A 12866-nucleotide genomic window follows, 5' to 3' on the forward strand; every position below is an offset into this window, starting at 1 on the left:
TGGTAATGTTAGGGCAAAATAAATCACATGTGATGCAGGTCACCTAGGGGCAAAATGGCCGCGCCCATACCGTTCCTGACAGGATGTTGTCAGCAGCGAGGGGTTAGGAATACCTGATGTCATCTAGAAGATGGGGGCTATTCACCGCAGCCAAACGTTTCGCGCGTTTCGGGTGTCGCAATACCGCACAGGAATGTATCAACCGCCCGCGATACGCGTTCACTGATTTCCTGTTCGGTCATGGGCGGGCGGGGATTGTGTTTCATGATGCGCGATTGCCAGTCACCAATGATCAGGCATTCGAACATTTCCGCCGAATGGTCCGGATCGTCAATTTTTATCCGGCCAAGTTTTTCCTGACGCGACAGGTAATCGGCAAGGTGCTTGCGGGTGCTGTCGGGTCCGACTTCAAAGAATTTCTCAATCAGGGGGAGAAAATGCTGGCCTTCGGAATACAGAATTTGAGTGAAGCGGGCGACTTCCTCGGTTACAATCTTTTGGGCCAATTTGGTCCCGAAGTCCGTCAGGGCATCACGGGGAGGGAGATCGGTTTCCAGCGAAATATGCAGTTCCGCGGAGAACTCCTTGCATTGTTCGGTCATGACGGCTGCAAGCAAGCCATCCTTTCCGCCAAATGCCTCGTAAAGGGTTGTACGTGACCCGCCTGATTGCGAAATAACATCGTTAAGGGTCACGCCGGAAAAGCCACGTTCAAGCAATAACGCCCATGCAGCATCCATCATCGCGCGACGGCGTGCCGTACCGCGAGCGTGTTGTTTTTCAAGCTTTTCTGGCGTTTCACTCATCTTTCTTGGCTTTGCTCTGATTGGGCCTTGATCGTGCAGCGCACAAAGTGTACTGTACCGTACAGTATTTATAAAAGCAATGGCAAAGCCCACCACACTGCTTTGCGCGGACTTAGAAGGAATAAGCATTTTGTCCATGCGATCTTGTTTGAAATTCGCTGGTATGGCAGCGCTTGTCGTTCTTGTTGCAGCCTGCAGCGAGGAAAATAATGGCGGCGAGCAGCAGGCCAACGCCCAGCAGCAGCCCCAGGCGACACCGGTCGGCACCGTAACGCTTGAAGCGCAGACCGTTGGTCTGGTCGAAGAAATGCCGGGCCGTACCGTGGCCTTCCGTCAGGCAGACATCCGTCCGCAGGTCGATGGCATTATCAAGGAACGCAACTTTACCGAAGGTGCGTTTGTTGAAGCCGGTCAGCAGCTTTACATGATTGATCAGGAAGTTTACCTCGCCCGTGTTGACGCGGCGCAAGCCGAACTTTCCCGTCAGCGTGCCACCCTTGATCAGACGACCAAGACGCGTACGCGTTATGACCCGCTGATCAAGTCGCAGGCCGTCAGCCAGCAGACCTATGACGATGCGGTTGCCGCCGAAGCACAGGCAAAGGCAGCGGTTGCCGCAGCCCGTGCCGAGCTGGAGCAGGCGCGTATTGATCTTGCCTACACCACGGTCACGGCACCGATTTCCGGTCAGATCGGGTCTTCGGATTATTCCGAAGGTGCGCTGGTCACGACCAACCAGTCGGCAAAACTGACGACGATTACCCAGCTTGATCCGATCTATGTTGATGTCACCCAGGCCGGTGGCCGCTTGCTTAAAATCAAGCAGGCGGTTCAGAACGGCCGCATCAAGGGTGTTGCCGAAGGTCAGATTGAAGTTAACCTGATCATTGATGCGACCGGTGCTGAATACCCGCATGTCGGAACGCTGCAATTCTCCGACGTTACGGTGAATGAAACCACCGGCACGGTCCGTCTGCGTGCGGTCTTCCCGAACCCGGAAGGTACCCTTCTGCCCGGCATGTTTGTCCGTGGTCAGGTCCGTCAGGGCCATCTTGAGGACGCCTTCCTTGTCCCGCAGAAAGCCGTCATGCGCCGCCCGGATGGTTCGGCTTATGCCTATGTCGTCGAGGATGGCAAGGTTGCTTCGCGCGATCTGACGATTGAAAAATCGCAGGGTCAGGATTGGCTGGTCACCGATGGTCTTGAAGACGGTGTTCAGGTGATTGTTGATGGCCTTCAGCGCATCGGACCGGGTGCCCCGGTCGCGCCGCAGCCTGTTGAAACCGCCAAAGCCGCCGAATAAGGACTTATTCAATGGCAAAATTCTTTATTGATCGCCCCGTCTTTGCCTGGGTTGTCGCCCTGGTGATCATGCTGGCGGGGGGACTTTCGCTTTGGCAGTTGCCGGTGGAGCAGTATCCATCGATCGCGCCGCCTTCTGTCGAAATTGAAGCATCCTATCCCGGTGCTTCGGCCCAGACTGTTGAAAACACGGTCACCCAGGTGATCGAACAACAGATGAACGGTCTTGATTATCTGCGCTACATGTCCTCGACCTCGTCGGGCAATGGTCAGGCGTCGATTACCCTGACCTTTGAACCCGAAGCCGATCCGGACATCGCCCAGGTTCAGGTGCAGAACAAGCTGCAGGCTGCCATGTCATCCCTTCCGGCCGAGGTGCAGGAACAGGGTGTGACGGTCAGCAAGTCCAGCGGTTCGTTCCTGATGGTTGTCGGCTTTGTGTCGGGCGATGGTTCGATGAATGCCGAAGACCTTTCGGACTTTGTTGTCTCGTCTGTCGAAGACCCGATTGCGCGTGTGAACGGTGTTGGTTCGGTGCAGGTGTTTGGTGCCCAGCATGCCATGCGCATCTGGCTCGATCCGAACAAGATGCTGTCCTATAATCTGACCGTGATGGATGTGAATGCCGCCATCGAGGCGCAGAACACCGAAGTCACGGCCGGTCAGATTGGCGGTGCACCGGCAATTTCCGGCCAGCAGATCAACGCAACCATCACGGCCCAAAGCAAACTGCAAACGGTCGATGAGTTCGCCAACATTCTGTTGAAAGTTGAAACCGACGGGGCGCAAGTCCGTCTGGGTGACGTCGCACGTATCGAAATCGGCGGCGAAAGCTATGACATTGTCGGGCGCTACAATGCGCAGTCGGCAACCGGTATCGGTATCAACCTTGCAACCGGTGCCAACGCGCTTGATACCGCCGAGGCGATCAAGGCCCGCTTGGCCGAGTTGCAGCCGTTCTTCCCGCAAGGGATCGAGATTGTCTATCCCTATGACACGACCCCGTTTGTCGAAGTCTCGATCGAGGAAGTGGTCCACACCCTGTTTGAGGCGATTGTGCTCGTCTTCCTGGTGATGTTCCTGTTCCTGCAGAACTGGCGGGCGACGCTCATTCCGACGATTGCGGTGCCGGTTGTCCTGCTGGGGACCTTCGGGGTGCTGGCGGCATTCGGCTATTCGATCAACACGCTGACCATGTTTGCCATGGTTCTGGCCATCGGTCTTCTGGTGGATGACGCGATTGTTGTGGTGGAAAACGTCGAACGTGTGATGCACGAAGACGGTCTGCCGCCGCGCGAAGCCACCCGGAAATCCATGGGCCAGATCACTGGTGCGCTGATCGGTATTGCGTTGGTTCTCTCAGCCGTGTTTGTGCCGATGGCGTTCTTTGCCGGGTCGACCGGGGCGATTTATCGTCAGTTCTCGATCACGATCGTTTCGGCGATGGTGCTTTCGGTGGTCGTGGCAATCGTTCTGACACCGGCCCTTTGTGCGACCATGCTGAAACCCGGTCACACCGACCCGTCCAAGAAAAAAGGTCCGTTCGGCTGGTTTAACCGCGGCTTTGATAAGACCAACAACTTCTATCAGGGCAGTGTTGGCCATGTCGTGAACCGTAAATGGCGCTATCTGTTTGTGTACGGCATTCTTGTTGCCGCACTCGTTGCATTGTTTGGCCGTTTGCCGGGCTCCTTCCTTCCGGAAGAAGACCAGGGCATCATGTTCACCATGGTGCAGTTGCCGGCCGGTGCTTCACAGGAACGTACGCTTGAGGTTCTGAAAAAGCTCGAAACCCACTTCATGGAGAACGAGGCCGAAAATATCGATGGTCTGTTCACCGTTGCCGGCTTCTCCTTTGCCGGGAGTGGCCAGAATGCGGGTATTGCGTTCGTGAACCTCAAAGACTGGTCGGAACGTACCCGTCCGGATCAGTCAGTCGATGCGGTGATCGGGCGTGCCTATGGTGCGTTTGCCGGTATCCGCGAAGCCATGGTCTTTGCCTTTGCCCCGCCGGCGATTGTCGAACTGGGTACGGCAAACGGCTTTGACCTGCAGCTTGTTGACCGTGGTGGCGTTGGCCATGAGGCCCTGATTGCCGCCCGTAACCAGCTGCTGGGCATGGCATCACAGGACTCCCGTCTTGTTGGTGTGCGTCCGAACGGTCTGAACGATACGCCCCAGTTCAACATCAACATTGATCAGGAAAAGGCCAGCGCCCTTGGTGTAGACCTTGCTGATATCAACCAGACGCTGGCAGCAGCTTGGGGTTCAAGCTACGTTAACGACTTCATCGAAAACGGTCGCGTCAAACGGGTCTACATGCAGGCGGATGCCAAATACCGCATGATGCCCGAAGACATGGATTACTGGTATGTCCGCAACCAGTCGGGCGAGATGGTACCGATTTCGGCTGTCTCGACCAGTGAGTGGACATATGGTTCTCCGCGTCTGGAACGCTTCAATGGCCTGTCTTCGCTCAACATTCAGGGTGCAGCCGCACCGGGTGTTGCGTCTGGTGATGCCATGAACGCGATGGAGCAGCTTGTCTCGCAGCTTCCGGGCGATATTGGTCTGGAATGGCAGGGGCTGTCTTATGAGGAACGCGAAGCAGGCGAACAGGGCCCGGCACTTTATGCCCTGTCCATGATCGTCGTCTTCCTATGCCTGGCTGCCCTTTATGAAAGCTGGTCGATCCCGATTTCGGTGATGATGGTTGTGCCGCTGGGTGTCCTTGGTGCGGTGATCGCAGCGATGCTGCGCGGCCTGCCCGATGACGTCTACTTCCAGGTGGCCATCCTGACCACGATTGGTTTGTCGGCCAAGAACGCCATTCTGATTGTCGAGTTCGCCCGCGAACTGTACGACGACGGCATGAGCCTACTTGATGCAACCGTCGAAGCTGCCCGTCAGCGTCTGCGTCCGATCATCATGACGTCGATGGCCTTTACGCTTGGTGTTGTGCCGCTGGCGATCTCGACCGGTGCTGGTGCCGGGGCCCGTGTGGCCGTTGGTACCGGTGTGATGGGCGGCATGATTTCGGCAACGGTGCTTGCGATCTTCTTCGTGCCGCTGTTCTTTGTTCTGATTGTTGGCACCTTTGCCAAGAACCGGAAGAAAAAGGACGAAGTCCAGGCAGCCCACGAACATCCGGCTGAATAATATTTAAGGCCAGCCTTGATCAAAAGGCTGGCCTTAAACGGCATCGCGCCGTGACGGTGCAGAATTTTTACTTCTGCATGATCCCCCGACCCCGCCGTTGCGCGTGCGAAAGAAAGGGCCGATGCGTTTGCATCGGCCCTTTTGTTTTGACCTCAACCCATAGGGACGTCAAGCGCCTTTTGGATAGGGTGGGCTGCGCCAAACCTGCTTTTGGGGGGCAAATATGGCGCTTTTCCGCGGCGAAAGATCAGGATTTGCTCATAAGATCAAGGTTCTGGCGATCTGTGTGCATCTGATGGAAAATCGCGTAGCGGCGGTCATGATCGGCCTTGGCAGCAGGGTCGGGCGCATGATTGCTTTCCTTGCCCGCCATCTTGCGGGCCGCCGTTGCAAGACCGCCATCGGCGTCAAGTGCACCAGCCGCCAACATGGCAGAGCCGAGAAGAACCGGCTCCTCACAATCTGACATCACAACCGTGCAGCCGGTCACATCGGCATAAAGTTTCACCAGCACCTGGCTTGCCGTGTGTCCGCCACTCAGATGGATATGGGTGATGTCATAGCCGGTATCGTTCATCGCATCGATGATATGGCGCGTGCCGTACGCAATCGCGCAGGCGGTCGCCCAGTAAAGCTTAAGGAAGCTTTCCTCGCTTTGATCAAGTGTCAGACCGGAAATCACACCCAGCGCCTCGGGATCGGCCAGCGGGGACCGGTTGCCATGGAAATCAGGCAATACATGCAAGCGCGGGGCAAGGTCGGTTTTCTCTGCCATCATCGGCATCAGTTTTTCACCGGCAAGCTTGTGCGCATCGCGCCCCATGGCATGGGAAAACGGATGCATGGCAACGATATGATCGAGCAACGCGCCGGTCGCTGACTGCCCGCCCTCGTTGAGCCAAAGGTTGGGCGCAATTGCCCCAAAATAGGGGCCCCAAACCCCCTTGATAAAGCGCGGTTCACGTGACATCGCCATATGGCAGGTCGAGGTCCCCGCGATCATTGCGAAATGCTGATCAAGGTTGCCATCAAGATATTCACCCAGCGTGCCCAGCGCGCCGGCATGGGCATCAATCAGACCGGCACCAACAACACAATCGGTCGTCAGGCCAAGGTCAGCCGCCCCCTGTTCGGACAACGATCCGATCAGCTCGCCAACCGCAAGGGCAGGGTCATGCATGTTGATCTTGTCGTTCAAGTCTTCCATGTCGATGGATTTCAGGAAATCGCGATCCCATGGTTCATCCTGATGGGCAAGATAGGTCCATTTACACGTCACCGTGCAGCAGGACCGCGCGTTGCTGCCGGTTGCGCGGAAAGACAGGAAATCGGCCAGATCATAGGCCGCGCCCATTTTCTGCCAGGCGGCATCATGATGGCGTTTCAGCCACATCAGCTTGGGAATTTCCATTTCCGGCGACATGGTGCCGCCGATATATTCCAGAACCTTCGCACCGGTGGCGGTGCATTCCTCGGCCTCGCGCACCGCGCGGTGGTCCATCCAGACAATCACATCCCAGTTATCTGCGCCATTGGGGGTCACGCCCAGCGGCCGGTTATCCTGATCACGGATCACGAGCGAGCAGGTCGCATCAAAGCCGATGGCCGCAACATCGCGCGGTGCGACCTTGGATTTGTCGAGTGCATCACGGACCGACTGGCAGACCGACTGCCAGATATTTTCAGAATCCTGTTCAACGAAATCGGGTTTTGGCCGGTTCATGGCAATCGCATGGGCGGCACTGCCAAGCAGTTTGCCATTGGCATCAAACACGCCGGCGCGCGCACTTCCGGTGCCGACATCCACGCCGATAAAGCAAGGATCACTGGGACTCATGATGGGATACTCCTCCGCAATTCCCCCGGCTTTCTTGGTGTTTGATGGGGCCGGGAGGTCTTTTGTCTGGTCTGTTATTTGATCTGTTCTGGGCTCAGTTTGGCCTGAGTTGATCAAAAGTTCATTGATTGGTCAAATGTTCATTTTTGTTGACGCTGAACTTGCCTGTTCGATACGCTAGCCACAACATAAATGAAACAAGCCAGGTTCAACATGGCCCGAGGAAACGAAGTCCAAGGCCCGACCGATGCTGTCGGTGCCAAGATCGTAACGTCAGCATCAGACATCAAAGGTCTGTTTGACGCCTGTCGTGTTGTCCTGTTTGACTGCGACGGGGTGCTGGTCAATAGCGAACCGATCTCGCTGGCGACCCTTGTCGATGTGCTTGATCATTTTGGCGCCCCGCTAAGCCTTGCTGAAGTATCAGATCGCTTTACCGGAAGATCAAGCTCCGCCCCGATCGAATATATCAAGGAGCAGACCGGGCAGAACGTAACGGCGGCCTTCAAGCCGTTTTACTATGAAATGCTGTTTGCTCGTTATGACCGCGATCTGACTAAAATCGATCAGATCGATGATGTGCTGGCCGCCCTTCAGGCGCGCGATGTTGCCTTTTGCATTTCATCAAGCAGCTCGGTCGAACGTCTGGAAAAAACCATGCAGGTCACGGGCCTTGGTCCATGGTTCGACGGTCGGGTCTATAGTGCCGATTTCGTCCAAAACGGCAAACCGGCCCCGGACCTTTTCCTGCATGCTGCCAACGGCATGGGCCATGCGCCGACTAACACCATCGTGATCGAGGATTCCGTTGCCGGTGTGACGGCGGCACGGGCTGCTGGCATGAAATGCATCGGGTTTGTTGGTGGTGGGCATTATGTCGCGGACCGCGAAGCGGCAAGCCAGCGGCTTTACGCAGCCGGGGCCGATATCGTGATCGCGGACATGGCCGTTCTGGCCAGGGCGATTGCGGCTTAACGCTGTGTCAGAAGTTTCTGATAGCGGGTCTGGCTTTGGCTCAAATGGGCGCGCATCGCCTTGCGGGCGGTATCCTCGTCGCGGGCGGCAATCGCATCATAAATACTTCGATGTTCACCCATGATCATCTGCATATAGGCTTTCTGATCCTTGGCCTCGGGCGGGCGGCGGCGCAGCTGGGCGCGCGGGATGGTTTTATCGCCCAGATGTTCCAGAAACTCGGCAAAGCGACGGTTGTTGGTTGCTGCGGCAATCGCGCTGTGAAACTCGAAATCGGCCTGTTCGGTGGGATCGCCTTTTTCAAGGGCCTGTTCCATTTTGACCATCGCTTCAAAGATTTTGGTCTGCTGCGCGACCGAGCTTCGTGTGCAGGCAAGGCCGGCGGCCTCGATCTCGACCGCCATGCGCAGCTCCAAGATTTCCAGAACGTCCGAGACTTGCGCGTAATCGACCGCAAAGATCGATGTTTCGCTGCTGCGTACCTGTGGTGAAAGAACAAAAACGCCGGCCCCCTGGCGCGGCTCAAGCAGGCCATCGGCTTTAAGGGCGGCAATCGCTTCGCGCACCACGGTCCGGCTGACCCCGAACTGTTCGGTCAGAACCGGTTCGGTTGGCAGTTTGGTTCCGGGTTCACGTTGGCCACTTTCAATCTCGTGGCGCAGGCTGGCGATGACTTTTTCGGTCAGCGAAACTTTGCGGGGCGGTGTCGCTACACGGGGCTTGTTCATTTTGCGTATCCGATAAATCCGGTGTAAAACAACCAGATATAAAAATGGCGGTTTGGCGTTAAGGTTTGGTTGGCGCCAACAGAGTTACCATCTTCAATTAATCGAGGAATGATACCTCTGTAAAGTCATCATATGATTTCGGTTGGATTTGAGGCGCGCAGGAATGGCCAAAAAAGGCGAACCTGAATACCGCTGGAACAGTGGTCCTTTTCAGATCGGGATTGTCCCCGATGGCGGGGCGATATCGCTGATCGACTGGATCCGGCCAGATGGCAAAGGCATCATCAATCTGTTGCGGCCCGTAACGGCTGATGCGATTGCATCTGGCAATCCGTCAAGTCTGGGCTGTTTTCCGATGGTGCCGTTTGCCAATCGGCTGGCCTTTTCCGAATTTGAATTTGATGGTCGCATCGTCAAGGTCCCGGCCAACCGCCCGCCAAGCCCGCATGCCATTCATGGCTTTGGCCGGTCTTCGGAATGGAAGATTGAACGGCCAACGGTCGACACATTGCGCTTCAATCACAAACATGACGATCCGCACAGCGGCTTTGTCTATGTCGCCTGGCAGGAATTCAAGGTGACCGAGAGTGATGTGACGATTGAAATCGGTGTGCGCCATCTTGGTCGGACCCCGATGCCCTATGGTATTGGCCTGCATCCTTGGTTCCCGGGGGGCGATGATGTATCGGTGGCCTTTATTGCATCGGACAGTTTCGCAACTGACGAGGACATGCTGCCAACCGCGCGCACGGTGATTGATCTTGGCCGGGATTTCTCCGATGGCCGCATGATCCGTCATAACCTGGCGCTTGATGCACATTATGCCGGTTGGCATCTTGAAGCTGACATGCTTTGGGGCGATGCGGGCTATGGCGTGAAAATGATTGCCAGTGACACGCTTTCCAACGTTCAGTTCTATATCCCCGAAGACGGCAAAACGTTTTGTGTTGAGCCGGTCTCACACGTGCCAAACGTCCATAACCGCCCGGAATTCAAAGAACATGGCGACCTTGTCGTACTGGATAAGAACCAGACGCTTAGCGGTACCATGACGTTGATCCCCCATCTGCTCGATCAGCCCGATAACGATCTGGTCGATGAAGACGAAGTATTTGGAAAGCCCGGCAACCGCGACTATTCACTGGTCGATTGACGCGCAAAAGCCCGCCAAAGTGCCGGGGCTTTACCGACCCGGATTTTGTCGATAAAACTTACAAGTAAGTTTTACAAGATAACAAGTCCGGGGGACGGATGTCCGAGCTGCTGCTAAGAGTCCAGAAACGCGAAAAACTCGCCGATCAGCTTTATGGCCAGATCCTTGAGCAGATTGTCTCTGGCGATCTCGCCGAAGGATCAAAGCTGCCGTCGGAAAACGAGATTTGCGCGTCCTTTGGCGTGTCGCGCCCGGTCGTGCGCGAAGCCCTGCGCAAGTTGCAATCCGATGGGCTGGTCTATGCCCGTCAGGGTGTTGGGTCATTCGTGAAAAAGCGCCCGCCCCAAGGCCTGATCGAGTTTGGCGGGGTCAGTGATGTCGCAGGGCTCCTGCGCTGTTTTGAGGCGCGCTCTGCGATTGAAGGCACGACCGCCCGCATGGCGGCCCAGCGTGCCAGTTCCCGTCATCATCGTGAAATTGAAAACGCGCTTAAAATGCTTGAAGACGGGGTGGCAGCAGGCGACATCGCCGATAAGGCCGATCTGGCCTTTCACATGGCGATTGCGCGCGCCAGCGGCAACGAGATTTTCGTCACCATCCTTAATTCCCTTCATGAAGTGATGGCAAAATCCATGCGCGTGGCGCTGAACATCACGCGCGGCGGATCGGCCGAGCGCGCCCAAAAGGTCCTGTCCGAGCATCGCCAGATTTATGATGCGATCCTGGGCCATGATGGCGATAGTGCCGAACTTCTGATGCGCTATCACCTCCATCAGGCGCGCCAGCGCGTTACCGATCACGCCCGCGACAAATAACGTCCATCCCCCATCCTGATGGCAAAGCCCTGTTGACAAGCAGGGGCCGGTTACGGCACACCTGAACACAACAATAATTAATCATATGAATTCGGGAGTGTATATGATGATGGGTGGTGTGATGTATCAGCCGGAAGTGCTGTCTGATGAAACCTTCACATTGGCGGAATGCCCCAACTGGGACGCAGACCGCAACCGGCTTTACTGGACCGATATCCTCAATGGCAAGCTGCACGCGCTTGATATCGAAACCGGCGCGCGCAAGACATGGACCTTTGACAGCGAGCTTGGCTGTTTTGGGCTGACCGATCGTGGGCGCATCATCGTGGCGCTGCGCAAGGATATCGTTTTCCTTGATCCCGAAACCGATGAACGCACGCCGCTGTGCCGGATCGAAGACGGGATCAACAGCCGCACCAATGACGGCAAGATCGGCCCGGACGGGGCGTTTTGGGTCGGCACCATGGACGACAATCCGGAAAAGATGCCGATTGCCTCGCTCTATCGCATCACGGCAGATGGCAAGGTCGAAGAAAAGGCGACCGGCTTCAAGATTTCCAACGGCATTGCCTGGTCTTCGGACGGATCAAAAATGTATCATTCCGACTCACGCGGGCCATGGGTCAATCGTTGGGATTTCGATGTTGCGACGGGCAAGATTTCCAACTGCACGCGCTATCTTGATCTGGATGACACATTGGGCCGCCCGGACGGTGGCGCGGTTGATCTTGAAGGCTGCTACTGGTCTGCCGGGGTGTCGGCGGGCAACCTCAATCGCTTTGCCCCGGATGGAACGCTTTTGAAATCCATTCCGATGCCCATGCCCAACCCGACCATGCCATGTTTTGGCGGGCCGGACATGAAAACGCTTTATGTCACCAGCCATCAGGAAAATTACAGCCCGGAAAAACGCGCCGAATTCCCCGATGCCGGCAAGATCGTCAAGCTGCGGGTTGAAGTGCCGGGTGTACCGGTCACGAAATTCCGCGAAAACGGCTAAGCCAGCCAAAAGGTAAAACAAAAGCCATGCGATGGGATGTCGCATGGCTTTTTTGTTGGGGCTTTGCTGATCGCAAATCGGCGGTCAGACCTTTTTGATTTCAGCCGTCACCGTGCCAAGCCCTTCAAAGATGGCTTCGATTTTACCATGCGAGATAATGGTTGGAAGTGCGCAGGCCCCGGTGGTCACAACGTCCCCAGCCTCCAGGCTTTTACCCCGCTTGGCAAGGAAACCGACCAGATATTCAAGGCCGCCAAAAATTTCCGGCCAGGCATCAGGATCGTCGTTGCAGGCAAGCACTTCACCGTCGCTTTTGGTGGTGACTTTGCCGCCGATGAAGCCAAGATCGCGCCAGCCTTCAATCTCCTGACCCAGGACAAAGTGACTGGTCGAATTAAGGTCCGCCAGCGTCTGGATCGGATCCTGTTTTTCATGATAGCGGCGGCTGGCAATCTCGATCGCCAGATGCATGCTTTTGATGTGATCAAGGATGTCGCTTGATGTCGCATCCGGGGCAGGGGTGCTGTCCATGACAACGGCAATTTCCGCCTCGATATTGGGAAAGTTGATGTCATCGGTGGTGATCACCGCGCCATCACCCAGGATGCGCCCCGCCAGCAACGGCCCGACAAGCGGGCCATTCGCGCCGATCTTTTCCTGTGCCGCGTGGGTGGCAACCGCAAGCTTCCAGCCAGCCTGTGCAATGCCGACCTTTTCCAGGGTGGCATCCTGAATGGCATAGGCTTCGTCAAAGCTCTCGGGGGCGATGTCTTTGGGCAGGGGATCAATCAGGGTGTGGTTGGTAAAAGCATCGGCAAGGATGCGACTGGCGGCAGTGATATCGGTCATGTTCGGGCTTCTTGCTTGTGGCGATAGAATTGGATCGCCAGAGCCTAGCGGGCTTTGACGGAAAAGTCATCATACCAATCGACCCGATTCGAAAAATACACCCCGAATATTGCGCTTTAGACCAAAGTCGCAGACCAGAAGAATATGGCTCAAACCTTAGTTTTTCCGTGTTTCAAGGGGCTGTTGAAAAGTCTGAGTATTATGTTTGACAAAGTAATATGATGAATTTATAGAATCGTCAT

General features: G+C 56.0%; 10 protein-coding genes. 6 read left to right on the forward strand and 4 right to left on the reverse strand.

Annotation, left to right across the window (positions count from 1 at the left end):
- Positions 1 to 137: 137 nt before the first annotated feature.
- Positions 138 to 806, reverse strand: a complete 669-nt coding sequence (locus ACXAF0_RS07725) for a TetR/AcrR family transcriptional regulator (protein ID WP_475345309.1) — start codon at positions 804 to 806, stop codon at positions 138 to 140.
- A gap of 163 nt (positions 807 to 969) precedes the next feature.
- Here ACXAF0_RS07725 and ACXAF0_RS07730 point away from each other — a divergent pair, with 163 nt between their 5' ends.
- Both ACXAF0_RS07730 and ACXAF0_RS07735 read left to right on the forward strand, forming a co-directional pair.
- Positions 970 to 2109 (forward strand): efflux RND transporter periplasmic adaptor subunit, encoded by a 1140-nt coding sequence (locus ACXAF0_RS07730; RefSeq protein ID WP_475345310.1) that lies wholly within the window; start codon positions 970 to 972, stop codon positions 2107 to 2109.
- Positions 2110 to 2120: 11 nt separating this feature from the next.
- Complete coding sequence (locus tag ACXAF0_RS07735; protein ID WP_475345311.1) at positions 2121 to 5267, forward strand: efflux RND transporter permease subunit; 3147 nt, start codon at positions 2121 to 2123, stop codon at positions 5265 to 5267.
- A gap of 247 nt (positions 5268 to 5514) precedes the next feature.
- On the opposite strand, the gene ACXAF0_RS07740 is transcribed toward ACXAF0_RS07735, so the two are convergent.
- The gene (locus ACXAF0_RS07740) at positions 5515 to 7104 is read right to left on the reverse strand and encodes an FGGY-family carbohydrate kinase (protein WP_475345312.1); all 1590 of its coding nucleotides are present in this window, start codon (positions 7102 to 7104) and stop codon (positions 5515 to 5517) included.
- 213 nt (positions 7105 to 7317) lie between these two features.
- Between ACXAF0_RS07740 and ACXAF0_RS07745 the strand changes: the two genes are divergently transcribed.
- The gene (locus ACXAF0_RS07745; protein ID WP_475345313.1) at positions 7318 to 8079 is read left to right on the forward strand and encodes an HAD family hydrolase; all 762 of its coding nucleotides are present in this window, start codon (positions 7318 to 7320) and stop codon (positions 8077 to 8079) included.
- Here the strand turns inward: ACXAF0_RS07745 and ACXAF0_RS07750 are convergent.
- Positions 8076 to 8807, reverse strand: coding sequence for a FadR/GntR family transcriptional regulator (locus tag ACXAF0_RS07750; protein ID WP_475345314.1), 732 nt, complete (start codon positions 8805 to 8807; stop codon positions 8076 to 8078). The two genes, ACXAF0_RS07745 and ACXAF0_RS07750, sit on opposite strands and share 4 nt — an antisense overlap.
- 163 nt (positions 8808 to 8970) lie before the next feature.
- Between ACXAF0_RS07750 and ACXAF0_RS07755 the strand changes: the two genes are divergently transcribed.
- From ACXAF0_RS07755 to ACXAF0_RS07765, 3 genes are all read left to right on the forward strand, one after another.
- Positions 8971 to 9960 (forward strand): aldose epimerase family protein, encoded by a 990-nt coding sequence (locus tag ACXAF0_RS07755; RefSeq protein WP_475345315.1) that lies wholly within the window; start codon positions 8971 to 8973, stop codon positions 9958 to 9960.
- A 98-nt stretch (positions 9961 to 10058) separates the two neighbouring features.
- On the forward strand, positions 10059 to 10775 hold the full coding sequence (locus tag ACXAF0_RS07760; protein ID WP_475345316.1) for a FadR/GntR family transcriptional regulator: 717 nt from the start codon (positions 10059 to 10061) through the stop codon (positions 10773 to 10775).
- A 103-nt stretch (positions 10776 to 10878) separates the two neighbouring features.
- Positions 10879 to 11775, forward strand: a complete 897-nt coding sequence (locus ACXAF0_RS07765; protein WP_475345317.1) for an SMP-30/gluconolactonase/LRE family protein — start codon at positions 10879 to 10881, stop codon at positions 11773 to 11775.
- 84 nt (positions 11776 to 11859) lie between these two features.
- Here the strand turns inward: ACXAF0_RS07765 and ACXAF0_RS07770 are convergent, their stop codons facing one another.
- Positions 11860 to 12624, reverse strand: a complete 765-nt coding sequence (locus tag ACXAF0_RS07770) for a 2-keto-4-pentenoate hydratase (protein ID WP_475345318.1) — start codon at positions 12622 to 12624, stop codon at positions 11860 to 11862.
- Between the last annotated feature and the right edge of the window lie 242 nt (positions 12625 to 12866).

It is taken from the genome of Thalassospira sp. ABD4_177, assembly GCF_056160125.1.

Bases quoted from the DNA above. Each gene is read 5' to 3' on its own strand.
- ACXAF0_RS07725 (WP_475345309.1), bottom strand. From the start codon at position 806: ATGAGTGAAACGCCAGAAAAGCTTGAAAAACAACACGCTCGCGGTACG.
- ACXAF0_RS07730 (WP_475345310.1), top strand. From the start codon at position 970: ATGGCAGCGCTTGTCGTTCTTGTTGCAGCCTGCAGCGAGGAAAATAAT.
- ACXAF0_RS07735 (WP_475345311.1), top strand. From the start codon at position 2,121: ATGGCAAAATTCTTTATTGATCGCCCCGTCTTTGCCTGGGTTGTCGCC.
- ACXAF0_RS07740 (WP_475345312.1), bottom strand. From the start codon at position 7,104: ATGAGTCCCAGTGATCCTTGCTTTATCGGCGTGGATGTCGGCACCGGA.
- ACXAF0_RS07745 (WP_475345313.1), top strand. From the start codon at position 7,318: ATGGCCCGAGGAAACGAAGTCCAAGGCCCGACCGATGCTGTCGGTGCC.
- ACXAF0_RS07750 (WP_475345314.1), bottom strand. From the start codon at position 8,807: ATGAACAAGCCCCGTGTAGCGACACCGCCCCGCAAAGTTTCGCTGACC.
- ACXAF0_RS07755 (WP_475345315.1), top strand. From the start codon at position 8,971: ATGGCCAAAAAAGGCGAACCTGAATACCGCTGGAACAGTGGTCCTTTT.
- ACXAF0_RS07760 (WP_475345316.1), top strand. From the start codon at position 10,059: ATGTCCGAGCTGCTGCTAAGAGTCCAGAAACGCGAAAAACTCGCCGAT.
- ACXAF0_RS07765 (WP_475345317.1), top strand. From the start codon at position 10,879: ATGATGATGGGTGGTGTGATGTATCAGCCGGAAGTGCTGTCTGATGAA.
- ACXAF0_RS07770 (WP_475345318.1), bottom strand. From the start codon at position 12,624: ATGACCGATATCACTGCCGCCAGTCGCATCCTTGCCGATGCTTTTACC.